The sequence below is a fragment of the Burkholderia arboris genome (assembly GCF_902499125.1).
Taxonomy (GTDB): Bacteria; Pseudomonadota; Gammaproteobacteria; order Burkholderiales; family Burkholderiaceae; genus Burkholderia; species Burkholderia arboris.
Genome location: NZ_CABVPX010000003.1, coordinates 217,102 through 239,991 on the forward strand (window position 1 = coordinate 217,102; position 22,890 = coordinate 239,991).

Annotated in this window: 19 protein-coding genes and 1 pseudogene; 13 read left to right on the forward strand and 7 right to left on the reverse strand. The window is 66.1% G+C overall.

The features are described 5' to 3' along the window. Positions 1 to 95 precede the first annotated feature (95 nt). Together BLA15945_RS05400 and BLA15945_RS05405 are read right to left on the reverse strand one after the other, a co-directional pair. A complete protein-coding gene (locus tag BLA15945_RS05400) occupies positions 96 to 1,709 on the reverse strand; it encodes a hypothetical protein (RefSeq protein ID WP_174991705.1) in 1,614 nt (537 codons plus the stop codon). A 309-nt stretch (positions 1,710 to 2,018) separates the two neighbouring features. Next, a complete protein-coding gene (locus BLA15945_RS05405; protein ID WP_059238360.1) occupies positions 2,019 to 2,198 on the reverse strand; it encodes a hypothetical protein in 180 nt (59 codons plus the stop codon). A gap of 318 nt (positions 2,199 to 2,516) precedes the next feature. Here BLA15945_RS05405 and BLA15945_RS05410 point away from each other — a divergent pair, with 318 nt between their 5' ends. Continuing rightward, the gene (locus BLA15945_RS05410; RefSeq protein WP_059238359.1) at positions 2,517 to 3,569 is read left to right on the forward strand and encodes a helix-turn-helix transcriptional regulator; all 1,053 of its coding nucleotides are present in this window, start codon (positions 2,517 to 2,519) and stop codon (positions 3,567 to 3,569) included. Positions 3,570 to 4,107: 538 nt separating this feature from the next. Here the strand turns inward: BLA15945_RS05410 and BLA15945_RS05415 are convergent. The 3 genes and pseudogenes from BLA15945_RS05415 to glcC form a co-directional block, all read right to left on the reverse strand. After that, complete coding sequence (locus BLA15945_RS05415) at positions 4,108 to 5,535, reverse strand: DEAD/DEAH box helicase (protein ID WP_174991706.1); 1,428 nt, start codon at positions 5,533 to 5,535, stop codon at positions 4,108 to 4,110. Positions 5,536 to 5,582: 47 nt separating this feature from the next. After that, positions 5,583 to 6,005 (reverse strand): annotated as a pseudogene (locus BLA15945_RS05420) (DUF6306 domain-containing protein); the annotation flags it as partial. 252 nt (positions 6,006 to 6,257) lie between these two features. Next, a complete protein-coding gene (gene glcC / locus BLA15945_RS05425; protein WP_059238354.1) occupies positions 6,258 to 7,028 on the reverse strand; it encodes a transcriptional regulator GlcC in 771 nt (256 codons plus the stop codon). 218 nt (positions 7,029 to 7,246) lie between these two features. On the opposite strand from glcC, the gene glcD reads away from it, so the two are divergent. From glcD to BLA15945_RS05480, 11 genes are all read left to right on the forward strand, one after another. After that, positions 7,247 to 8,746 (forward strand): glycolate oxidase subunit GlcD, encoded by a 1,500-nt coding sequence (gene glcD, locus BLA15945_RS05430; RefSeq protein WP_059238352.1) that lies wholly within the window; start codon positions 7,247 to 7,249, stop codon positions 8,744 to 8,746. Beyond that, positions 8,746 to 9,822: a glycolate oxidase subunit GlcE gene (gene glcE, locus BLA15945_RS05435; RefSeq protein WP_174991707.1), complete on the forward strand. Its 1,077-nt coding sequence runs from the start codon at positions 8,746 to 8,748 to the stop codon at positions 9,820 to 9,822. Before glcD ends, glcE begins: the two co-directional genes overlap by 1 nt. 24 nt (positions 9,823 to 9,846) lie before the next feature. Then, positions 9,847 to 11,067 carry a glycolate oxidase subunit GlcF gene (gene glcF / locus BLA15945_RS05440; RefSeq protein WP_174991708.1) on the forward strand — a complete coding sequence of 407 codons (1,221 nt, stop codon included), beginning with the start codon at positions 9,847 to 9,849 and terminating at the stop codon, positions 11,065 to 11,067. A gap of 20 nt (positions 11,068 to 11,087) precedes the next feature. After that, positions 11,088 to 11,492 (forward strand): GlcG/HbpS family heme-binding protein, encoded by a 405-nt coding sequence (locus tag BLA15945_RS05445; RefSeq protein WP_174991709.1) that lies wholly within the window; start codon positions 11,088 to 11,090, stop codon positions 11,490 to 11,492. A 42-nt stretch (positions 11,493 to 11,534) separates the two neighbouring features. Continuing rightward, a complete protein-coding gene (locus BLA15945_RS05450; protein WP_174991710.1) occupies positions 11,535 to 13,709 on the forward strand; it encodes a malate synthase G in 2,175 nt (724 codons plus the stop codon). A 563-nt stretch (positions 13,710 to 14,272) separates the two neighbouring features. Then, complete coding sequence (locus BLA15945_RS05455; protein WP_174991711.1) at positions 14,273 to 15,838, forward strand: sensor domain-containing diguanylate cyclase; 1,566 nt, start codon at positions 14,273 to 14,275, stop codon at positions 15,836 to 15,838. Between the two features lie 143 nt (positions 15,839 to 15,981). Next, a complete protein-coding gene (locus BLA15945_RS05460; RefSeq protein WP_174991712.1) occupies positions 15,982 to 17,364 on the forward strand; it encodes a cache domain-containing protein in 1,383 nt (460 codons plus the stop codon). A 32-nt stretch (positions 17,365 to 17,396) separates the two neighbouring features. Next, positions 17,397 to 18,041: a response regulator gene (locus BLA15945_RS05465; protein WP_059238338.1), complete on the forward strand. Its 645-nt coding sequence runs from the start codon at positions 17,397 to 17,399 to the stop codon at positions 18,039 to 18,041. A 206-nt stretch (positions 18,042 to 18,247) separates the two neighbouring features. Next, entirely contained in the window at positions 18,248 to 18,805 is a 558-nt protein-coding gene (locus BLA15945_RS05470; protein ID WP_081051976.1) for a PAAR domain-containing protein, read from the forward strand. After that, complete coding sequence (locus BLA15945_RS05475) at positions 18,805 to 19,431, forward strand: type VI secretion system amidase effector protein Tae4 (protein ID WP_174991713.1); 627 nt, start codon at positions 18,805 to 18,807, stop codon at positions 19,429 to 19,431. Before BLA15945_RS05470 ends, BLA15945_RS05475 begins: the two co-directional genes overlap by 1 nt. 11 nt (positions 19,432 to 19,442) lie before the next feature. Then, positions 19,443 to 19,763, forward strand: a complete 321-nt coding sequence (locus BLA15945_RS05480; protein WP_174991714.1) for a hypothetical protein — start codon at positions 19,443 to 19,445, stop codon at positions 19,761 to 19,763. Positions 19,764 to 19,786: 23 nt separating this feature from the next. Here the strand turns inward: BLA15945_RS05480 and BLA15945_RS05485 are convergent, their stop codons facing one another. After that, entirely contained in the window at positions 19,787 to 21,310 is a 1,524-nt protein-coding gene (locus tag BLA15945_RS05485; RefSeq protein WP_059238334.1) for an MFS transporter, read from the reverse strand. 145 nt (positions 21,311 to 21,455) lie between these two features. Here BLA15945_RS05485 and BLA15945_RS05490 point away from each other — a divergent pair, with 145 nt between their 5' ends. Then, on the forward strand, positions 21,456 to 22,094 hold the full coding sequence (locus tag BLA15945_RS05490) for a TetR/AcrR family transcriptional regulator (protein WP_059238332.1): 639 nt from the start codon (positions 21,456 to 21,458) through the stop codon (positions 22,092 to 22,094). A gap of 83 nt (positions 22,095 to 22,177) precedes the next feature. Here BLA15945_RS05490 and BLA15945_RS05495 read toward each other — a convergent pair whose 3' ends face one another. Then, entirely contained in the window at positions 22,178 to 22,774 is a 597-nt protein-coding gene (locus BLA15945_RS05495; RefSeq protein ID WP_059238330.1) for an MlaC/ttg2D family ABC transporter substrate-binding protein, read from the reverse strand. Positions 22,775 to 22,890 lie beyond the last annotated feature (116 nt).

Sequence of the window (22,890 nt, forward strand, 5' to 3'; positions counted from 1 at the left end):
GGACAAGATGTACTCCGGTTTGGATCGGCCCCGTGATGCATTCGCCGAGCCAGGGCGCCGCCGGCTCAGCATCCGATCCCGTGCGCCAAACCGCCTCAGCCCGCGCTCGCGGCCAGCGCCTGCAACAAGCGTTCGCACTCCGCCATGGACGCCTCGGTGTCTGCCTTCAGCATTTTGCCGACGTGTTCGTCCCGCGTCGTTGCCTCGGCGCCGAACAGATCGAGGTGATCCAGCATGAGCGCGCACAGAAGTGTCGCGATGGCGACGAGGGCGCCCACAATGACCGCGCCGGCGACGTCGGCGATGAGGCCCAGTCCGATCGCCTGGAGTTGGCGCACCAGAACTTCTTCGATGGCAACGCCGCCAATGACCAGCGCCCCCCCGAACGCGAGCTTGGATGCCTCGTGCATGGCTTGCTGGTAGGTCATGCCCTCCGGTCGCACGATGATCGTCTTGAACGCGCGGAACATCGAGAACACCCCTTCTCGAACCATTCTCGCGACGCGCTTGTGCGTCGTGATGAAGGCATTGATCACGACCGTGGCGAGGTTTGAGATGAACCCCGAGAGCGCTCCTTGAAGACCTTGCGACAGGAATGCCCTCCACTTGGAAATGACACTGTCGCGGATCCGTCCGAATCGCTCGTTGAAGTTGAAGTCCTTGCGACCGTTGCGATACCAATCCTGGAGTTCCTCGACGAGCGCGACGAGAAACTCCGCAACGGCCGCGCCGATCATCTGTTGCGCCCCCATCTTGCCGCCTTCGACAAGGCCGCTGCCAAGCACGTTGAACGCAAATTTCTCGCTGGTGTAGTACTGGCGGTTGACCTCGCCGTCCCTGTCCTTGCGTGCCTTCTCGTCGAGTTCCCGGGCGCGGGCTTCATCGACGCTCGCTTGCTGGGTGAGCTTGCCGAGTTCCTTGCGCTCCTTGTCGGAGAGCTCGGGCTTCGCGGCAAGTACTTCGATGCGCGCGTCTCGGGATTCCTTCCGCTCGGCCAGCCATGCCAGATACGCCGACATGCTCTTGTCCTTCTTCGAGGTATTGATCGAAGTGTGCGTCGGAGCCAGATTGTCGGGACGATTTGCCATGTCCGTGTGGTTCAACTCCGCCAGCGTAATGCCCGCGTCGTCGTGCGTTTCCTTCGCCGAGATCACGTGGTCGAGTTGCTTCTGCTTGTGTCGAAGCGTCTCGCCAGTGAGCGCATCCGTTGCCGTGCCGGCCTTCACGCCTTCCGACGTCTCGGCGTTCTTGGCCTTGTAATTCGCGTGGGTGTGGTAGGGCGTCGAGTCGTACTCGCCCCGGTTCTCGTGCCTTTCCCGTTCGGCGTCCGTTGCCCAGACGCCGTTACGCACGTTGTGAACCGTGTCGACGTTTCCCCCTCGCTTGTCATAGGCGCTGACAAACTTGCCGAGCCCGAACGGGCCGACAATCGACTGAATCACGTCCGATTTGCACTTCTCCAGCGTGGCGTCGAGTCGACCACGGTTATACGCGTCCGTGACCTCTTTCAAGATCGTGTCCACTTCCGCCGGGAGCACGGAAAAGTCAGGCAGGGTCATCGCATCTGCCCCAAGCGTCGCAAGAAGGGCCTCATCCACGTGACGGCCTGCCGATGATTCCGGAACTCGCGTTTCATTGGCAAGTTCGGTGCTCCGCTCCCGGCCCATCAGGGCCTTGCGTCGCTGGAATCCATCTACGCTAGTCGACATTCATTGTTCTCCAACCAAGCCGGATCTCCGGCGAGAAACGCCGGTCCATGGTTCATCGCTCACCGCCGAGGCGCTCTACCGGAAACGAACGCAAGCTGCTTGCCCAACGGGTGCCGCATCGCTGCGCATTCCGCCCGCCGCTCAGTGTTGAGACGGCTGGCAGATCGGGGTACGCAAACGTGCACTACCAATATCGGCCATCACCGGCGCATCTTTAGCCCGAGATCGAGCGATGCATCGCCAATACACCATGGTCGCGAGCGTCATGAAGGGGTGCCCCTTCGTTTGCAGGTGCCGACCGGGCAACGGTTAAAGGAAGCGCTCCAAGGGGCCTTTCGGAATTGCCTTGTACGCGACCGTGATCGCACATGCGACGGCCGCCACCACAAGCGCGCCGAACAGCGTGGAGGCGAGCCAGGCGCCAAACGCCGCCATGGCGGTATTGAGCAGCAAGGTAAACGTTGCCCAGAATGTGGTGAAAATGATCATCTCGTCGACTCCTCAGGTTGCGCGGTTGCCCGCTCGTTTTACACAGCGCGGCGGTGTGGCCACGTCGTGCCGGACCGTCGACGACAGTGTGGTAGGGCAACCGGACAGATTCTGTCCAGTCAGAGGACGCGGTCGCTTTTTTATCGGACCCGAGGCAGCACGGACGATGCGCCGATGATTTTCCCGCCACACATGCGGGGTGAGTGCCAGCGGTGAAGTACGCCCCTTGCCGGAAGCGCATTGATCCGGTCGCGGCCGATTAGACAAAACCGCGCGTGTCTCGTAGCATTTCGGCCTCAGACTCTGCAATAGACTCGAATGCTCGCGCCCGAACATGAGGCGGTATTGAATGCGATGGCGCCGTCATTGGACCGCTGGTGGACTTCCAGCGAACTGAAGGAAGTCGTGCTGGGTCGTTTCCCGGATTTTCATGAACGAAAAGCCAGACGGACACTGACCGCCCTCGAGCAGATGCGCTGGATCGAGCGCGACGGTATGGGTCCCGCGACTCGCTGGCGCTTGATCAAGCGGGTGCCCGCATCCATGAAGCGGCCATCCGTTGACCTTGCACTGGCTTTGCTGAAGTTGCAACAACTGGCGCAGCACCACCTTCCGCAACGCATGGGGGAGTTTGAAGCGTACTTCGATAGCGCCGCGGGAGTCCTTGCCGAAAGCGCTGCCGACAGCCGGCTTCTCAGCGCACAGGCGTGGATGGGAAAGACGGTGCGCCTGGATGCCGGCTATCCCTTGCTTGCGCCGGAGGTACCGCCTGGCATTTTCGACGCCGTACTGACCGCGCTGTATCGGGACGAGACACTGGCGATACGGTATTGCAAGGCCGACCAGCAATCCGGCGACGCAAGGGAGTACGTTGTGCTGCCCTACGCAATCGTCGAGAAAGGACCTTGCTGGTATCTGGTCGTGCGAGGCAGACGCTCCAGCGGCCGGCAAGGGGATGCCTTCCTGATCCGCTGCGATCGAATCGTCGCGGTGCGTAATCTCGGCCACGATCTCAAGCGCGAAGACGATTTCGACCTGGAGGCCTTCATCCGCGATGACCGGGTGCTCGAATGGTTCCCCGAGCCGCCCGTGCTGCTGGCGTTGCGCATTCACGAACGGAAGGGCGTGCCTAGCCCGTTCCGGTCGGTGCGGCTTGCTGCCGATCAGCATATCGAAGATCAGACCGATGGCTTCGTGTTACGGGCGACGGTGGCGCCTTCCGTCGCACTGCGCCATCTGCTGTTGCAGCACGCGCCGTCGGTTGAAGTGATCTCTCCGGTTGAATTGCGCGAAGAGATCGCCGGGTTGCTGGACGTGGCACTGCAGCGTTACCGGTTGCCGGTGACGGCCACAATGAAGTGCGGCGATTGATATTAGAGCCGCTCGGGTCGCAGAGAAGACACGGATACATCGCGGCGTCACCGCCGGTACCGGCTGTTGAGCGCGGCGCCGACGTCCGATCGCCTCGGCCAGACCAAGTACGAATGCCGCTTCATGGCCCAGTACAACCATAAGATGCGACTGCCGTTTCCTGATGCGATTCCGATGCAAGCCACGCGCCGTCGTCGAAATGAAGCTCGACGGCGGCATGCACAGCTTGCTTCAGCGAACGTCGGAGCTTCGGATCGCGGGGAAAGTTGCAGAATCCGTTTTGCCGACGACCGATGAATACGGATGCGGACGAAAGCGTGAGGCATCGAAACGAGAGACGGTGCGTCAGTCGACGCGCCCGGCTGCCCCGTAGCGTCCACTGAAGGAACCTGAACCGGTCGCCAACCCGACGCAGGCGCCACGCCATACGATCCTGAACGTCGCGTTGAATGACGCCCGCGCAACATTGATTGCCCGGATTGCCCGTCTTCAGCGCGGGGGATGGGCATGCTATGACACGGTTCGCGAAAGCGACGAATTACCTGGACGGTTTGCCACGGCCACCCGCCGGCTTGCCCGCACCCGCCTTCCCCGCAGGTTTGCTGCGCGGCTTCTGCACGCTAAACGGGCTGCCGATGGTGTAGTCCGTTCCGTTTCCGGCCGGCTTCGCGTGCTGTGCCGCAGGCTTGCGCTGGCTTTCGCCGCCCTGCGGGCGCGGCTTCTTGCCGGGCACCGGCTTGGCGACCGGCACCGCTTGCTGCACTTTGGGCTTCTTCGGCTTTTTGGGTTTCTTGAGAATCTGCCCCGTCGCACTCGTTTCCGGCACGCGGTGTTCGGCTTCGAAACCCGGCTCTTCCTCACGCCGCAGCGTTTGCCGGATCAGCGCTTCGATCGCGGCCAGTTGCGGCGCCTCATCGGCGCACACCAGCGACACCGCCACTCCGCTGGCGCCCGCGCGGCCGGTACGGCCGATACGGTGCACATAGTCCTGCGCGACGATCGGCAGATCGACGTTGATCACCAGCGGCAGATCGTCGATATCGAGCCCGCGTGCCGCCACATCGGTGGCGACCAGCATCTGTACTTCGCGCGTCTTGAAGCGCTCCAGCGCACGCAGGCGCGCGGGCTGCGGCTTGTCGCCGTGGATGGTGTCGACCGCATACCCTGCTTCATCCAGCATGGCCGCCAGGTAATCCACGCCAATGCGGGTCTTGACGAACACCAGCGCGTGCTCCCAGTTGTTTTCGGCCACCAGGTGCATGAAGAGGTCCGGCTTGTTCCGCTTGTCGACCGTCACCACCCATTGCTTGATCTTGCTGGCCGTGACATTGGGCGGGCTGACGCTGATATCGACCGGGCTGCGCAGAATGCTCGCCGCCATCGCGCGGATATCGTCGGTGAACGTGGCGGAGAACAGCAGCGTCTGGCGCTGCGTCGGCAACGCGGCAAAGACGGCATTGAGTTCGCGCGCGAAGCCCAGATCCAGCATGCGGTCGGCTTCATCCAGCACCAGCGTCTGCACCTGGTCGAACTGCACCGCGTTCTGGCGATTGAGGTCGAGCAGACGGCCCGGCGTGGCAACGAGCACATCCACGCCCTTGCGCAGCTTCATCATCTGAGGATTGATGCTCACGCCGCCGTACGCGGCCAGGAAACGCAGATCGAGGCCTTTGCCGTACTCGACGAAGCTTTGAAGCACCTGTTCGGCCAGCTCCCGCGTGGGCACCAGCACCAGCACGCGCGCGCGATTGCTGGACACCGCCGGGCCATGCTGCACGAGCCGTTGCAACAGCGGCAGCGCAAAACCGGCCGTTTTACCCGTGCCGGTTTGCGCCGCAGCCATGACGTCCTTGCCACTCAGCACGGCAGGAATCGCCTTGGCCTGCACCGGCGTAGGTGTCTGGTAATTGAGGCCCTGCAGATTGCGCAGCAGCGGCTCGATCAGGCCAAGGGAGGCGAAGGACATGGATGTATTCCGGGCTAAAACCGCAATTCTAGCGGTTACTGCGCCGGTCACGCCCCGCCCGCTCCCCCTCGCAATCGCACATCCACCGCCCCGATGTTCTTCTCGTGCGCGACCAGCATCAGCGACAGCGCGTGATGAATCTCCTGATTCGCGAGCGTCGGCAGCAGTGTCTGCAGCTTGCGCACGACCCAGCGCTGGCCGCGATTCAGGAACGCCATGCGCTCGGCCGGATCGTCGATCGCCATCGCCTTCTCGTAGAACGCGCCGGTCGCGCTTGTCGGGACCGCATCGAGCGAACGAATCGCGTCGACGAGCACGCGGCACCAGTGCGCCTCGTCTTGGCGGATATGCGTGATCAGCCGATGCAGTTCGGGATCGCCGGTGACCTCGGCCGCCGTTTCGGAAGCGACACGCGCACCGGCGCGCTCGGCCTCCAGCAGCTCGTCGAGCGTCGTCAGCAACGCGGCGCGGTCTTCTTGCGGAATCGGATCGGTGCGGGCGGCGGGGCCGTCTCCATGCGGCGGCATCGACATGCGGCATCCTCCTGTCAGGATCGGTGGCGTAACACGCTCGACGTTACGCGACGCGTGTTGCACGAATGTGCGCACATCAACGCGGACCGCACATCCAATACATCACATTGTGACATATTTGACCAGAACGCCGCCTCGTCAACGCACTCTGCTTGATTTACGTCATCGCCCGCACGGGCCGTCGCCTGCTCACGTCCACCCTTCGAGCCGCAACGTCGAACGCACGAGCCGCTGTTCCTCCTGCTCGATCTCGCGCAGATACTCGACGCACTGGCGGATGTGTTCGCTCGCGGCCTTGCGCGCCTGGTCGGGCAGCCGCCCCGTGACCGCGTTGTAGAGCCGCGCGTGCTGGCGGTCGATCTGCTTCTTCAGCGGTTCGCGGTGATAGAGGTTGTTCACCGATGCGAATACCGAACTGAGCAGCAGGTCGGTCAGCGACTGCAGCGTGTTGACGAGCACGGGGTTGTGCGACGCCTCGCAGATCGCAAGATGAAACGCGTGATCGAGCTTCGCGCGCGCGGCGGGGTCGAGATCCTGCGCATCGGCCGCCGTCATTTCCTCGTAGCGGCGCTTGATCAGGATGAAATCGGCCGGCGTGCCACGCAGCGCGGCAAGCCGCGCGGCCTCGGTCTCGAGCATCCCGCGCACCTCGAACAGGTCGTACAGCGTGCGCGGCTGCGAGCCGAGCAGATGCATCATCGGCGTGATCTCGCGTTGCGGGGTCAGGCTCGCAACGAACGAGCCCTTGCCATGCGTCGTGTCGATGATCCCGCGCGCGTGCAGCAGCTTCATCCCTTCCCGCACGGCCGTGCGCGACACGCCGAGCTTCTCGGTCAGCCGCCGCTCGGACGGCAGCGCCTGCCCGGCCTTCAGCACGCCGTCGACGATCAGCTTCTCGATCCGTTCGGCGACGACGTCGGCCACGCGTCGGGCCGGCCCTTCTCGATCCTGCATTTCCATACTGGTATGACCACTTTGGACGGAGAGCGGAGATTTTCGCACAAAGCCTTGTTCCAATTGGGATTTCATGATCTTCGCCGACTATCGACGGAGGGCCCCTCCAAAAACTGGTATGACCACATCGAAGACGTCTGGACAGGCCCGCGCGGCCCGCCAAGAATCCCCTCCTTCTGGCGTGTCGCGCATCGCGCAGCCGCCCGCATGGTGGAGACAGACCAATGAGTTTCATCTACGACGAACGGATCGACGGCCCGCTGACGACCGTCAGCCGCGACACGCTCGTCGCCGCGCTGCACGCGGCGGCGCCCGGCCTCGACGTGCTGCATGAACGCGAGGCGCTCAGGCCGTTCGAATGCGACGGCCTCGCCGCGTACCGCACGGTGCCGCTCGCGGTCGTGCTTCCCGACACGGTCGAACAGGTGCGTGCGGTGCTGCGCGTCGCGGCCGAGCACCGCGTGCCGGTCGTCGCGCGCGGCGCGGGCACGGGGCTGTCGGGCGGCGCGATGCCGCTCGAAAAAGGCATCCTGCTCGTGATGGCGAAGTTCAACCGGATTCTCGATATCGACCCCGATGCAGGCATCGCGCGCGTGCAGCCCGGCGTGCGCAACCTCGCGATCTCGCAGGCGGCCGCGCCGCACGGCCTCTACTACGCCCCCGATCCGTCGTCGCAGATCGCATGCTCGATCGGCGGCAACGTCGCCGAGAACGCCGGCGGCGTGCATTGCCTCAAATACGGGCTCACGGTGCACAACATCCTGAAGGTCGAGATCCTGACGATCGACGGCGATACGCTCACGCTCGGCGCCGATGCGCTCGACGCACCGGGCTTCGACCTGCTCGCGCTATTCACCGGCTCCGAGGGGATGCTCGGCATCGTCACCGAAGTGACGGTGAAGCTGCTGCCGAAACCGCCGAGCGTGAAGGTGCTGATGGCAAGCTTCGACGACGTCGCCGAGGCCGGCGCCGCGGTCGCGCGCATCATCGGTGCGGGCGTGATTCCCGGCGGCCTCGAGATGATGGACAACCTCGCGATCCGCGCGGCCGAGGATTTCATCCACGCCGGCTATCCGGTCGATGCGCAGGCGATCCTGCTGTGCGAACTCGACGGCGCGGCGAGCGACGTCGACGACGACGCCGAACGCGTCGCCACGCTGCTGCGCGACGCGGGCGCGACCGAGATTCGCGTCGCGCGCGACGAAGCCGAGCGTCAGCGTTTCTGGGCCGGCCGCAAGAACGCGTTCCCCGCGGTCGGCCGCATGTCACCCGACTACTACTGCATGGACGGCACGATCCCGCGCCGCGAGCTGCCGCGCGTGCTCGAAGGGATCGCGGCGCTGTCCGCCGAGTACGGGCTGCCGGTCGCGAACGTGTTCCACGCGGGCGACGGCAACATGCATCCGCTGATCCTGTTCGATGCGAACCGGCCCGGCGAACTCGATCGCGCGGAAGCACTCGGCGGCAGGATCCTCGAGCTGTGCGTCGCAGCGGGCGGCAGCATCACCGGCGAGCATGGCGTCGGGCGCGAGAAGATCAACCAGATGTGCGTGCAGTTCAACGCCGACGAAATCACGTTCTTCCATGCGGTGAAGGCCGCGTTCGATCCGCAGGGCCTGCTCAATCCCGGCAAGAACATCCCGACGCTGCACCGCTGCGCCGAATTCGGCGCGATGCACGTCCATCACGGCAAGCTGCCGTTTCCCGAACTGGAGCGCTTCTGATGCGACGCGACATCGAATCGATCGACGACAGCGCGGCGCTCGTCGCGCAGGTCGACGCGGCAATCCACGACCGCCAGCCGCTGCACATCCGCGGCGCCGGCACGAAGGCGTTCCTCGGCCGCCCTGTCGAAGGCCGCACGCTCGACGTGCGCACGCATCGCGGGGTCGTGTCGTACGACCCGACCGAACTCGTCGTCACCGCGCGCGCGGGCACCCCGCTCGCCGATCTCGAAGCGATGCTCGACGCGGCCGGCCAGATGCTGCCGTGCGAGCCGCCGTCGTTCGGCGGCACGGCAACGGTCGGCGGGATGTTCGCGGCGGCGCTGTCGGGTCCGCGCCGCCCGTGGGCCGGCGCGGTGCGCGACTTCGTGCTCGGCTGCCGCGTGATTACCGGCCACGCGAAGCACCTGCGCTTCGGCGGCGAAGTGATGAAGAACGTCGCGGGCTACGACGTGTCGCGGCTGCTCGCGGGCAGCTTCGGCTGCCTCGGCGTCGTGACCGAAGTGTCGTTGAAGGTGCTGCCGAAGCCGCGCGCAACCTGCGATCTGGCGTTGCCGCTTGCCGCCAGCGAAGCCATGCAGCGCATCGCCGCGTGGCGGCGCGCGGGGCTGCCGCTCGCAGGCGCGTGCCACGCGGACGGCGTGCTGCGCGTGCGGATCGAAGGCGGCGAAGGCTCGGTGAAGGCTGCACGCGACACGATCGGCGGCGATCCGATGGACGACACCGGCGACGCATTCTGGGCACGGCTGCGCGACCTCGCGCTGCCGTTCTTCGACGATCCGCGTCCGCTGTGGCGCGTGTCGGTGCCGGCCGCCGCGCCGCTCGACGCGTTGCCGGGTGCGCAGCTCGTCGACTGGGGCGGCGCGCAACGCTGGCTGGCGAGCGACGCGGCGCCGGCCGACGTGCAGCGGCTAGCCGCGCAATGGGGCGGCCACGCGACCTGCTTCACGCCGGGCTCCACCCACGAGCCGTTCCAACCGCTGCCGCCTGCGCTGATGCGCGTACATCGACAACTCAAGGCACAGCTCGATCCGCATGCGATCTTCAATCCCGGCCGGCTCTACGCCGGCTTCTGACGCGAACCCGATCCGGACCCGCCGATGCAAACCAATCTCAGCGAAGCAAGCAAGGCCCTCGCCCGGGCCGACGAAGCGGAAGCGATCCTGCGCGCGTGCGTGCACTGCGGCTTCTGCAATGCGACCTGCCCGACCTACCAGGTGCTCGGCAACGAGCTCGACGGGCCGCGCGGCCGCATCTACCTGATCAAGCAGCTGCTCGAAGGCGAGCCGTGCGGCGAGCGCACGCAACAGCATCTCGACCGCTGCCTGACGTGCCGGAACTGCGAGACGACCTGCCCGTCCGGCGTGCGCTATCACACGCTGCTCGACATCGGCCGCGCGGAAGCCGAGAAGCGCGCACGGCGGCCGGCGCGCGAGCGCCTGCTGCGCGCGGGGCTGCGGCACGTCGTGCCGCGCCCGGCGACGTTCGCCGCGCTGCTGAAGGCCGGTCGCGCGCTGCGCCCGCTGCTGCCCGCCACGCTGCAGGACAAGATCCCGGCCGCTGTCCCCGCGGCCGCACCGCGCCCGGCCGTGCGCCACGCGCGGCGCGTGCTGATGCTCGAAGGCTGCGTGCAGCCGTCGCTGTCGCCGAACACCAATGCGGCCGCCGCGCGCGTGCTCGACCGGCTCGGCATCAGCGTCACGCCGGCGCGCGAAGCCGGCTGCTGCGGCGCGACCGAATACCACCTGAACGCGCAGGACGCGGGCCTCGCCCGCGCGCGCCGCAATATCGACGCATGGTGGCCCGCGATCGAAGCCGGCGCCGAAGCGATCGTGCTGACGGCGAGCGGCTGCGGCGCGTTCGTGAAGGAATACGGCGACCTGCTGCGCTCCGACCCCGTCTATGCGGAGAAAGCGCGGCGCGTCAGCGCGCTCGCGCGCGATCTCGCCGAAGTGATCGCCGCCGAGCCGCTCGACGCGCTGGCGGACGAGACGCCCCGCCGCGTCGCGGTCCACTGCCCGTGCACGCTACAGCACGCGCAACGCCTCGGCGGCGCGGTCGAAAGCGTGCTGACACGCCTTGGCTTCGATCTGACGAATGTCGCCGACGGCCATCTGTGCTGCGGCTCGGCCGGCACGTATTCGCTGACACAACCCGAACTCGCGACCCAACTGCGCGACAACAAACTCGATGCGCTCGAAGCCGCGCGGCCGGACCTGATTGTCACGGCCAACGTCGGCTGCCAGACTCACCTGAACGGCGCGGGCCGCACGCCCGTGCGCCACTGGATCGAGCTCGTCGACAACCGACTCGTCAACTGACCTGATTCCGGAGGACATCCATGCAGACGAAACCCGAACTCGAACTCGCCGATGCCGACCGCATGCTCGCCGCCGCCCGCGCGGAAGCGGAACGCCACGGCTGGGCCGTGTCGATCGCCGTCGTCGACGACGGCGGCCACCTGCTCGCGTTCGCGCGGCTGAACGGCGCCTCGCCGGCCAGCACCTACATCGCGCAGGACAAGGCGCGCGCGGCGGCGCTCGGCCGTCGCGAGACGAAAGCGTATGAGGATATGATCAACGGTGGCCGCACCGCGTTTCTCAGCGTGCCGCTGACGGGGTTGCTCGAAGGTGGCGTGCCGGTCTCGGTCGGCGGCCGGATTGCGGGCGCGATCGGCGTGTCTGGCGTAAAGTCGGAGCAGGACGCGCAGATCGCTCGCGCCGGCACACAGAGCGTCGCGGAATAACCAGCCAAGCCGCGCGCGCATTTTTCCCCGGGAGGATTCACGATGATCGACCAAGCAGGACTGCAAGTCGCGCCAGCGCTCAGCCAGTTCATTGAAAACGAAGCGTTGCCGGGCACCGGCATCGACAAGGCCGCGTTCTGGAGCGGTTTCTCGGCCCTGGTGCATGACCTGGCACCGCGCAATCGCGAGCTGCTCGCGGAACGCGATCGCCTGCAGCAGGAACTCGACGCATGGCACCGCGCACACCCCGGCCCGGTGCGCGACCATGCCGCGTATCGCGCATTCCTCGAGAAAATCGGCTACCTCGTGCCGGTCCCGCCGAACGTCGCGGCAGCCACCGCGAACGTCGACAGCGAGATCGCCACGCAGGCCGGCCCGCAGCTCGTCGTGCCGCTGTCGAACGCGCGCTATGCGCTGAACGCCGCGAACGCCCGCTGGGGCAGCCTGTACGACGCGCTGTACGGCACCGATGCGCTGCCTGAAGACGGCGGCGCCGAACGCACCGCGGTCTACAACCCGACGCGCGGCCAGCGCGTGATCGACTACGCGCGCAACGTGCTCGACAACGCGGCGCCGCTCGCGAGCGGCTCGCACCGCGACGCGCTGCGCTACCGCGTGCAGGACGGCCAGCTCGCCGTCGAAACCGCGCAAGGCATCGTGTCTCTCGCGCAGCCGGCACTGTTCGTCGGCTACCAGGGCGCGGCCGACGCACCGTCCGCGATCCTGCTGAAGCACAACGGCCTGCACCTCGAGATCCAGATCGATGCATCGACGCCGATCGGCCGTGCCGATCTCGCGAACGTGAAGGACGTCGTGCTCGAAGCCGCGGTCAGCACGATCATCGACTGCGAGGATTCGGTCGCGGCGGTCGACGCCGACGACAAGGTCCAGCTCTACCGCAACTGGCTCGGCCTGATGCAGGGCACGCTGGTCGAGGAAGTCGCGAAGGGCGGCAAGCGCTTCACGCGCCGCCTGAACGCCGATCGCGAATACACGACGCCCGACGGCGGCACGCTGTCGCTGCACGGCCGCTCGCTGCTGTTCGTGCGCAACGTCGGCCACCTGATGACCAACGGCGCGGTGCTCGACCGCAACGGCAACGAGATTCCGGAAGGGATCCTCGACGGCGTCGTCACGACGCTGTGCGCGCTGCACGACCTGAACGCGAAGCGCAATTCGCGCACGGGCTCGATCTACATCGTGAAGCCGAAGATGCACGGTCCGGTCGAAGTCGCGTTCGCCGATACGCTGTTCGCGCGCATCGAGGATCTGTACGGCCTGCCGCGCAACACGCTGAAGATGGGCATCATGGACGAGGAGCGCCGCACCAGCGTGAACCTCGCCGCGTGTATCGCCGCGGCCGCCGCGCGTGTCGCGTTCATCAACACCGGCTTCCTCGACCGCACCGGCGACGAGATGCACACCGCGATGGAAGCAGGCCCGATGATCCGCAAGGGCGACATGAAGTCGTCGGCATGGATCCAGTCGTACGAGCGCAACAACGTGCTCGCGGGCCTGTCGGCCGGCCTGCGCGGCCGCGCACAGATCGGCAAGGGCATGTGGGCGATGCCGGACCTGATGCACGCGATGCTCGAGCAGAAGATCGCGCATCCGCGCGCCGGCGCGAACACCGCCTGGGTGCCGTCGCCGACCGCCGCGACGCTGCACGCGTTGCACTACCACCTCGTCGACGTGCAGGCCGTCCAGCAGGCACTCGAGAAGACGCCGTACGCGAGCGAACGCGACGCGCTGCTCGAAGGGCTGCTGACCGTGCCGGTCGTCGAGCGCGCGGAGTGGAGCGACGCCGAGATCCTCAGCGAAGTGGAGAACAACGCGCAGGGCATCCTCGGCTACGTCGTGCGCTGGGTCGAACAGGGCGTCGGCTGCTCGAAGGTGCCGGACATCCACGACGTCGGCCTGATGGAAGACCGCGCGACGCTGCGCATCTCGAGCCAGCACATCGCGAACTGGCTGCGCCACGGCGTGATCACCGAGGCCTTCGTGCTCGACGTGTTCAAGCGGATGGCCCGCGTCGTCGACCAGCAGAACGCCGGCGACCCGAACTATCGCCCGATGGCGCCCGGCTACGACCAGTCGACCGCGTTCAAGGCCGCGTGCGCGCTCGCACTGCAGGGCACGTCGCAACCGAGCGGGTATACCGAGCCGCTGCTGCACCGGTTCCGCCTCGCGTTCAAGGCGCAACAGCACGGCGCATAAGGTTGCGCATGCGGGTCCGCCCGCATGCCGGCCTGACGAAACGGGCGGCCCTCTCGGCCGCCCGTTTTCATTTTCGCGTTCACACGGTCGTTGAATGGGTCCGTTGAAACCGATAATCGGTACATATTGCGCGCTTTCGTTTGTGGCACGCGCCCGCCGTTAAAACCCCGGGCTCGGCGGCCACGCGCGGCGCGACTTCTTCTGCCATGCCGCAAAACCTTGCACAGCAACGTTCTGCCCGATATGCGCAAGTTCGGGAATGCACTGAAATTTGATCCGGATCAACGGGTCGCAACATTTTCCTCGCGCGCGAACGCGCGCGCTATACTCCGATGGATTCGCATCGCCCGATTCGTCGGATCGTCGAATCGCGAGAGATGTCACCTATGAATAAGTGATTTATCGGTTTATCCAGCCACGATTACCGATAATCGGTGTCCGTTTTCTCCGCTGAACGGGAGGAATGCGCGGGAAGGGCGCGCAGCGGATCGCCGCCGTCACGTCATACGAACAATCGCATCGGCCCGCCGCCAGGCGACGATGCCCATCGATCCATACGGACCATGGCAGAAACCGACTACGCAATGCCCAGCGAAACCGGCCTGACGAGCCGTGTCGCCGCGCATCTGCGCCGGTTCCTGCTGCCGCACCTGATTTTCTATACCGGGCTGCTGATCGCGCTGCTCCTGCTGCTGCTGTGCGGGATCGTGCTGTACGAAGGCCGCATCGACGCGCGCGACCGCTCGGCCGCGATGCAGCAGAACCTTGCGCTGATGGCGTCGTGGGACATCGAGCGCAACATCGAGATCTATTCGCTGTCGCTGCAGGCCGTCGTCGAAGGCGAGAACGACCCCGAGGTCGTCAGGCTGCCGATGTCGCTGCGCCGCCAGGTGCTGTTCGACCGGGCGACGACGGCCAAATACCTCGGCGGCATCTACGTGCTCGACGCGAAGGGTGACATCTCGGTCGACGGCAAGAGCGACGTGCCGCGCAAGGCCAACTTCGCCAACGAACCGTACTTCGCCGTGCACCGCGATCACCCTGACGTCGGCCTGTACGTCAGCCCGCCGTACCATTCGCGGCTGCGCGGCGGCTCGCCGAGCATCGCGCTCAGCCGGCGGATCACGAAACCCGACGGGTCGTTCGGCGGCGTCGCGGTGATGTCGATCCGGCTCGAATATTTCCAGAACCTGTTCTCGCGGCTGTCGCTCGGCGATCGCGGCTCGATCGCGCTGATCAACACGGACGGCAGGATGCTCGCGCGCGAGCCATACGACCCCAAGATCGTCGGCCGCGACATCAGCCGTGCCAGCACGTTCCGGCGCTTCATGACGGCCAGCGAAGGCAGCTTCGCCGACACCGCGTCGATCGACGGCGTGCGGCGCCTGTACGTGTTCCGGCACCTCGACCACCTGCCGCTCATCATCATGGTCGCGCGCTCGGAAGCCGACACCTACGCCGCGTGGTACGACCGCGCGATTCCGATCGGCTCCGCGATGGCCGCGCTGGCGATCGGCTTCGTCGGCCTGTCGCTGCTGCTCGACGTGCAGTTGCGCAAGCGCCACCGGGCAGAAACCGAATTGCAGGCGCTCGCGCGCACCGATGGCCTGACGGGCCTCGACAACCGCCGGATGCTCGACGTGACGCTCGCGCGCGAATGGCGCCGCGCCGCGCGCTCGCAGCACGCGCTGTCGCTGCTGTTCATCGACGTCGACTACTTCAAGCGCTACAACGACACGCAGGGCCACCAGGCCGGCGACGACGCGCTCGCCGCGGTCGGCCACTGCATCGCCGGCTGCCTGCGCCGCCCGGCCGACTATGCGGCACGCTACGGCGGCGAGGAATTCGTCGTGGTGCTGCCCGACATCGACACGGCCGGCGCGGTGACGATCGCCGAAACGATCCGCACCGGCATCCTCGATCTCGGCATCCGGCATGACGCCGGCACGGTCGGCCGCCTGACCGTGAGCATCGGCGTGACGACGAGCTATCCCGAACACGACGACGACATGCAGGCCGCGCTGAAGCTCGCCGACGACGCGCTGTATCGCGCGAAGGAAGGCGGGCGCAACCGCATCGTCGTGCAGACGACTTCGCCCTCCGACAGTTTCGAGTCGCGGCAGGCCTGAGCGGGGCCGCATCGGGGCCGCCGCCGGGCCACCGCCGCCCGCGCGCAAAATCACCGACAATGTCGGCTCGATACGCCACCGCACCGCCGCGCGGTTGACGCGCCCGGCCGGCCCGCGCCGGTTCGCGGCCGCTTCGCACCACCATGAGACTCAAGGCAAAGATCTTCCTTCTGGCCATCGTGCCGTTCCTGCTCGCGATCGCCGGCATCGGCTTCGGCGTGCGCCAGCAGGCCACGTCGCTCGCGCGCACGCAGCACGCGACGATCCAGGCCGCGTACCTGTCGAGCAAGGAAGTCGAGCTGAAGCACTACGTCGAGCTCGCGACGAGCGCGATCATGCCGCTCTACGACGCGAGCGGCCGCAATGCGCGCGACGACGCGCTGCTGCGCACGCAGGCGCTCGCGATGCTGCAGAAGATGGATTTCGGCCCGGACGGCTATTTCTTCGTGTACGACCTGCACGGCAATTCGCTGATGCATCCGCGCGAGCCCGAACGCGTCGGCCACAACTACTGGTCGATGCGCGACCCGCAGGGTGCGCTGACGATCCAGAAGCTGATCGGCGCGGCGTCGAGCGGCGGCGGCTACGTGCGCTACGCATGGCAGCGGCCGTCGACGGGCCGCGTGGCGCCGAAGCTCGGCTACGTCGTCGCGCTCGAACGCTGGGGCTGGATGGTCGGCACCGGCATCTATCTCGACGACGTCGACACCGCGCTGCAGCGCATCGACGCGCGCGCGTCCGCGAACATCGAGCGCACGATGAGCTGGCTCACCGCGATCGCACTGACCGGCGCGGCGGCGATTGCCGTGTGCGCGCTCGTGCTGAACGTCAGCGAGTCGCGCAGTGCCGACGCGAAGCTCAAGCTGCTCGCGCAGCGCGTCGTCGAATCGCAGGAGCAGGAGCGGGCGCGGCTGTCGCGCGAACTGCACGACGGGATCAGCCAGATGATGGTGTCCGCGAAGCTGATGCTCGAATCCGCGCTCGCGCGCTTCGAGCGCGGCACGGCGCGCATGCCCGAGGCGGAGCAGGCGCTCGCGTCGGGCGTCGGGCGGCTCGGCGATACGCTGCGCGAAGTACGGCGCATCTCGCATGCGCTGCGGCCGTCGATGCTCGACGATCTCGGCCTCGCGGCCGCGCTCGAGCAGCTCGTGCGTGAACTCGGTGCGGAAAGCGGCATCGATATCGGCTATACGCAGGTCGCGCACAGCGGCACGCAGCCGCTGCCCGAGGCCGTGAACACCGCGCTGTTCCGGATCGCGCAGGAAGCGTTGAGCAACATCGTGCATCATGCGCAGGCGTCGCGCGCGGCCGTCACGCTCGACGTCGGCGCGCACGCCGTGACGCTGACGATCGCCGACAACGGCTGCGGCTTCGATGCCGAACGCTCGCAGGCCGATGTGCGCCGCGGCATCGGCCTGCGCAACATGCGCGAGCGCCTCGACGCGCTCGGCGGCATGCTGACGATCTCGTCGCAGGTCGGCCACACGATCGTCGCCGCGCGCGTGCCGCTGCGCAGCGCGGTGTGACGACACGCACCATAACAGGAGACCTTTGACGCATGAGCGCCCCCGACACCGCCCGGCCCGCCGCCCGACTGCTGCTCGTCGACGATCACCCGCTCGTGCGCGACGGCCTGCGGATGCGGCTCGAAGCGGCCGACCTGTCGGTGGTCGGCGAAGCCGGCAACGCCGACGAGGCCCTTGCGCTCGCCGCGTCGCTCGAACCCGATCTCGCGCTGATGGACGTCGGCATGAACGGGATGAACGGCATCACGCTCGCGGGCGTGTTCCACGATCGTTTTCCGGGCATCCGCGTGCTGATGCTGTCGATGCACGACAACGTCGAATACGTGACGCAGGCCGTGCGCGCCGGCGCGAGCGGCTACCTGCTGAAGGATTCGCCGGCGAGCGAGATCGTCCGCGCGATCGGCGCGGTGCTGGCCGGGCAGACGTTCTTCAGCGAAGGGCTGGCCGCGCGGATGATCCAGGCCAGCGCGACCGCGTCGCCGCTCGACCGCTTGACGCCGCGCGAACGCGACATCCTCGACGCGCTGGCGGAAGGGCTGTCGAGCAAGCAGATCGCGCAGCAGACGGGGCTGTCGGTGCGCACGGTCGAGACACACCGGCTCAACCTGAAGCGCAAGCTGGAAATCGAAGGGCAGGCCGAGCTGATCAAGTTCGCGGTCGAGCACCGGCGGCGGTAGGAGCAGCGCGCCGACGGCGTCGCTACCTCGCAATTCGTCGTCCAATTTCATACTCGTCCAATCGACCTCTCCCCGGGTCGATGAAATCCTTTCGCTTGCCGCGGCGAGCGACATCCTCACAAGCCACGCTTTCGAGTGCGCGACGTCGTCACGCGGCACACGGTATCGCCAACATGGGTTGGTGACCGGAACCGAGGAGCGAAATCATGATGCGCCGTATCGCGGTGGTCGGCGACGCGCTGGAAACCGGGGGAAGGATTCTTGCCTACGCGGGGCCGACATTCACTTTCGGCAATCCTGGCCACCAGGTTGCACTGATCGGCGGTCTCGCATTCTGCGATGCATGTAGAGGCACCGGACCGATCGCCAAGGCCGGCGGGCCACGGCGCCTCAATTTCATGGGTGAAACGGCCGCCGACGGAGACATCGTCTTATGCGGCTGCCCGACGCCACCGCGCATCAAGGCAACGCTCGCTGGCGAATCATGGTGTGACGATATGGCGGAAACATCCGGCGTGGTTGCCTCCGAAAAAAATCGGGAAGGGGGGTCAGTAATCGCGGGCGCTTACGATGAATCCGTTCACGCAATTGGAAGTGGCGCATCGACAGGCTATCCGTACGTTATCGAAACGTCAGACGGACGCATCCATTCAGGCCACCTCGACGATCGCGGGTATTTGCCTCGCATTCACACCGCAGACGAGGATGAATACGTTGTCTACTGGGGCGACGAAGCCCTCGCAAGATTGAGCGGGGACGCGTAATGCCGAACGGAAAGACAACCGTCAAGACGACCGCCGTGCCGAAATCGCACAAGGAAGTCGAGTTGAAGTCCGTGACGTTTTCCGAGCTTTGGAACAACTATGCTCACGGAAACCCGTACGATGATCCCAACGGGCATTACCAGAACCAATGCGCGATCCGGATGAGCGTAACGCTGCACAACGTCGGCATCGAGATGAAATCGTTCTCGCAGAAGCAGATCCAGCCGATGCCGGGCAAACCAACGCTGGGCCGCCTTCTGCTCAACGGCAAATCAACAGCCACGCGCGCATACGAATTCGCGGAGTGGTTGAAACTGCGTCCGATGGCAGGGTTGCCTGCGCCGGAAAATGTGACAGGAGCCGATTGGGAAAACAAGGTCAGAGATCGAACCGGCATCATTTTCTTCTTCGGGTACTGGCAACAACAGGGAGACGCTGCCGACAACTTGAGCGGCGGACACGTCGACCTCTGGAATGGCGCTCGCCTCCCGGTATCCAGTACGCGAGGCCTCTTCGCCTCGATAGGCAGACAGATCGGAATTTCCAGTCTGCAAATTCCGTTCACTGACTTCGGTTACTCCGATCTGGCAAAATCGAAAACCATTCTTTTCTGGGAAATCAGGTGAGACGCGCCGGCTTGTCGCTTGCCTACTGGGTAGCAGGCCTGATCACGACCTGGTTTGCATTCTGGATCGGGAGTCGGATCGATTGGAGGATTCATACCGGTTTGCGACTGCACTTCGGCCGCCATTCCTGCCACGAAATCGACCTCTGCTCACCACCCTGGCCAATTTTCGCGCTACTCATCGCGATTCTGCTCGGCCCGTCACTTGCATTCGCCTTCGCAGGTTGGAAGATCGGTCGTCAGCGCGTCACAGCACGAAAACTGGTACTTTCCTTGATCGCATTGGCGACGCCCACGATGCTGTTCTACATCGCTTCATACGTGATTCGATAGCATCAGAGGTTGATCGGCCACGTTCATTCCGGCCGTGATTGCGTCGCGCACGGCACCGGCGCAATACCCTGTTGCCGACTGACTTCACGCCGCATCATCAGCATCACCGCCACGCCAACACTCAGGATTCCAGAACACAAAACCGCGATCGAAAACCCGTGCGCCATCGCCTCCCGATACGCACCGAGCATGTCCGGCCGCCCCGCCGCGAACACATGCTCCATCACGGCCTGCCGCGCCAGCGTATCCGCGTGCGCGCCGCCTGCCGCCTGCATCGCGGCCGTCATCCGGTGCAACGCACCGACGCTCATCATGCTGCCCAGCACCGCGATGCCCATGCTCATTCCGGTCTGGCGCAACGCGTTCATCGTCGCCGACGCCATCCCCGCGCGCTCGGCCGGCGCCAATTCCATCACGGACATGCCGGTCGCCGGCACCGCGAGCCCCATGCCGACGCCGAGCAGCGCCAGCGCGACTCCAACCGCCATGTAGGGCGTTCCCGCCCCGAAGCCGGCCATCACCGCGAGCATCGCACCGATCAGCCCATACCCGGCCACCATCAGCGTGCGCAACGGAACGCGCGCCGCGATGCGCCCGAACAGCATCGACGTGATCGCCGTCATCACGAACTGCGGCATCAGTTGCCAGCCGGCCACGGCGGGCGCGCGCCCCTGCGCCTGCTGCAGGAACAGCGACAGGAAGAACAGGCTGCTGTACCCCGAGAATCCGAGCACGAACGACGCGAGATTGGCGCGCACCAGCCGCCGGTCGCGGAACAGCCACACCGGCAGCAGCGGCCGCTCGACGCGCGTTTCGACACGAACGAACAACGCAAACGCCACTGCGGCGCCCGCCAGCGGCGCAAGCACCTTCGCATGCGCCGCGCCGGCTTCGCCGATGCCGATCAGCCCGTACGTGAGCAACCCGAGCCACACCACGCTCAGCGCCTGCCCGAACGGATCGAACGCCGCGTGCTCCGGATGCCGCCGCTCCGGAATGCCCCATGCGCCGAGCAATACGGCCACGATGCCGATCGGCACGTTGACGAGGAAGATGTCCTGCCAGCCGCCATGCTCGACGAGCAGGCCGCCGACCAACGGCCCGAGGATCAGCGCGAGCGCGCTGAACGCGGACCAGCCGCCGATGACGCGGGCGCGTTCGCGCGCATCGGGAAACGCATGCGTGAGGATCGGCATCGCGCCGGGAATCAGCAACGCGCCGGCGAGCCCCTGGATCGCGCGGCCGATCAGCAGCGGCCCGAGCCGTCCTGCACACGCGCAGACGATCGACCCGGCCGTGAACAGGATCACGCTCGCGAGCCACACGCGCTTGTGACCGTAGCGGTCGCCGAGCGGCCCGGCCGACAGCATGAACGCCGACAGCGCGAGCGCATACGCGTTGACGACCCACTGCAGGCCGCCGATATCGGTATCGAGCGCCGTCTGCAGCGTCGGCAATGCGACGTTGACGATGCTGATGTCGAGCGTGGCGAGAAAGGTGCCGAGACAGGCGGCCAGGACGAGTGCGGCGCGACGGTAACGAGGCATGGCGGTCGGCCCTCGATGGGCTCATGAATAAGAATGATTCTTATCTTATATATCGACTGACCGTCGGTCAATGGATTGCATTGCCCGTGAGCGGAGGGCTTGGCCTAAACTGCGGGCTTTGCACGAACGGGCGTCGAGCCGCGCGATGACGGACAGGACAAAGGCAGAAACCAGGACAGCGAATGACGACGTGCCGGCAGGCAAGCCGCGTACCAAGCCGGCGGAAGTCCGCCTCGACGAATTGATGGCCGCGGCCGAGACGCTGTTCCTCGCGCAGGGCGTGGAAGCGACGACCATCAGCGAGATCGTCGAGCACGCGCAGGTCGCGAAAGGCACGTTCTATCACTACTTCGAATCGAAGTCCGACATGCTCGCCGCGCTCGCGCAGCGCTACACGGCGTCGTTCCTCGACCGGCTGCAGCACGCGGTGGACGCGTGCGACGCCGACGACTGGCTCGCGCGCCTGCGCGCGTGGATTCGCGCCAGCATCGAGACCTACGCAGCGACCTACCGCACGCACGACATCGTCTACACGAACCATCACCACCACGATCGCACGAATGCCGACAAGAACGCGATCCTCGAGCAGCTCGGTGCGATTCTCGACGGCGGCGTCCGCGCCGGCACCTGGCAGCTCGCGCACCCGCAGGTCACCGCGCTGCTGATCTACGCCGGCGTGCACGGCGCGACCGATCACATCATCGCGGCGCCGGAAACGGATCGCGCCGCGTTCGTCGCCGCGGTGGTCGACGATTGCCTGCGGATGCTCGGCGTCGCCGCCTAATACGCAGTCAACGCGCCGCCGCCATGAAAAAGGGCGCCCGAGGGCGCCCTTCATGCATCCGGATCCCGGCCTTGCAGCAGCCGTCAGTTCGTCCGCGAATTGTGCTTCTGCAGATACGCGATCAGCCCGTCGATCCCGCCCGACGCGAGCTGGCTCTTGAACTGGCCCTGGTAGACCTGGATCAGCCACGCGCCCGACATGTCGATGTCGTAGATCTTCCAGTCGTTGCCGACCTTGCCGAGACGGTAGCCGACCGACTGGCTGTCGCCCGGCGTCGTGACCGTCGACTGCACGAGCGCGTCGGCGCCCGACGCACCGCCGGCCTTGAACGAGAACTTCGCGTCCTGGCTGCCGAGCTGCGCGAGCGACGCGGCGTAGGTGCGCGTCATCAGCAGCTTGAACTGCTTGTACAGCTCCTGCTGCTGTTGCGGCGTGGCCTGCTTCCATGCGTCGCCGACCGCGATGCGGGTCGTGCGCTCGAAGTTGGTCGCGGGCAGGAAGCGCTGCTCGACGACTTGCGTGACCTTCGTCATGTCGCCGCCGCGCGCGGCCGGGTCGGCCTTCATCGCGGTAACGGTACCCTCGACCGCATTGCGGACGATGTCGACCGGCGCGCTCTGCGCGAAAGCGGAAACCGACACGGCGGCGGCCGCGACGAAAGCAAACAGATGACGTTTCATACGGATATCGCACTCGATGAGAAAAAACGACCGGCTCTTTGCATCGGCCGGTGGACCAAAGTATACCGGGCCTGACGCCCGGCTGCCGCACGGTGACCGACTGTTACCTTTCGGCT

Excerpts from the sequence above, each read along its gene's own strand:
- BLA15945_RS05410 (WP_059238359.1), top strand. The coding sequence starts at position 2,517 with ATGCTCGCGCCCGAACATGAGGCGGTATTGAATGCGATGGCGCCGTCA.
- glcD (WP_059238352.1), top strand. The coding sequence starts at position 7,247 with ATGAGTTTCATCTACGACGAACGGATCGACGGCCCGCTGACGACCGTC.
- BLA15945_RS05450 (WP_174991710.1), top strand. The coding sequence starts at position 11,535 with ATGATCGACCAAGCAGGACTGCAAGTCGCGCCAGCGCTCAGCCAGTTC.
- BLA15945_RS05460 (WP_174991712.1), top strand. The coding sequence starts at position 15,982 with ATGAGACTCAAGGCAAAGATCTTCCTTCTGGCCATCGTGCCGTTCCTG.
- glcE (WP_174991707.1), top strand. The coding sequence starts at position 8,746 with ATGCGACGCGACATCGAATCGATCGACGACAGCGCGGCGCTCGTCGCG.
- BLA15945_RS05495 (WP_059238330.1), bottom strand. The coding sequence starts at position 22,774 with ATGAAACGTCATCTGTTTGCTTTCGTCGCGGCCGCCGCCGTGTCGGTT.
- BLA15945_RS05490 (WP_059238332.1), top strand. The coding sequence starts at position 21,456 with ATGACGGACAGGACAAAGGCAGAAACCAGGACAGCGAATGACGACGTG.
- BLA15945_RS05445 (WP_174991709.1), top strand. The coding sequence starts at position 11,088 with ATGCAGACGAAACCCGAACTCGAACTCGCCGATGCCGACCGCATGCTC.
- BLA15945_RS05465 (WP_059238338.1), top strand. The coding sequence starts at position 17,397 with ATGAGCGCCCCCGACACCGCCCGGCCCGCCGCCCGACTGCTGCTCGTC.
- BLA15945_RS05405 (WP_059238360.1), bottom strand. The coding sequence starts at position 2,198 with ATGATCATTTTCACCACATTCTGGGCAACGTTTACCTTGCTGCTCAAT.
- BLA15945_RS05455 (WP_174991711.1), top strand. The coding sequence starts at position 14,273 with ATGGCAGAAACCGACTACGCAATGCCCAGCGAAACCGGCCTGACGAGC.
- glcC (WP_059238354.1), bottom strand. The coding sequence starts at position 7,028 with ATGGAAATGCAGGATCGAGAAGGGCCGGCCCGACGCGTGGCCGACGTC.
- BLA15945_RS05470 (WP_081051976.1), top strand. The coding sequence starts at position 18,248 with ATGATGCGCCGTATCGCGGTGGTCGGCGACGCGCTGGAAACCGGGGGA.
- BLA15945_RS05415 (WP_174991706.1), bottom strand. The coding sequence starts at position 5,535 with ATGTCCTTCGCCTCCCTTGGCCTGATCGAGCCGCTGCTGCGCAATCTG.
- BLA15945_RS05400 (WP_174991705.1), bottom strand. The coding sequence starts at position 1,709 with ATGTCGACTAGCGTAGATGGATTCCAGCGACGCAAGGCCCTGATGGGC.
- BLA15945_RS05475 (WP_174991713.1), top strand. The coding sequence starts at position 18,805 with ATGCCGAACGGAAAGACAACCGTCAAGACGACCGCCGTGCCGAAATCG.
- glcF (WP_174991708.1), top strand. The coding sequence starts at position 9,847 with ATGCAAACCAATCTCAGCGAAGCAAGCAAGGCCCTCGCCCGGGCCGAC.
- BLA15945_RS05485 (WP_059238334.1), bottom strand. The coding sequence starts at position 21,310 with ATGCCTCGTTACCGTCGCGCCGCACTCGTCCTGGCCGCCTGTCTCGGC.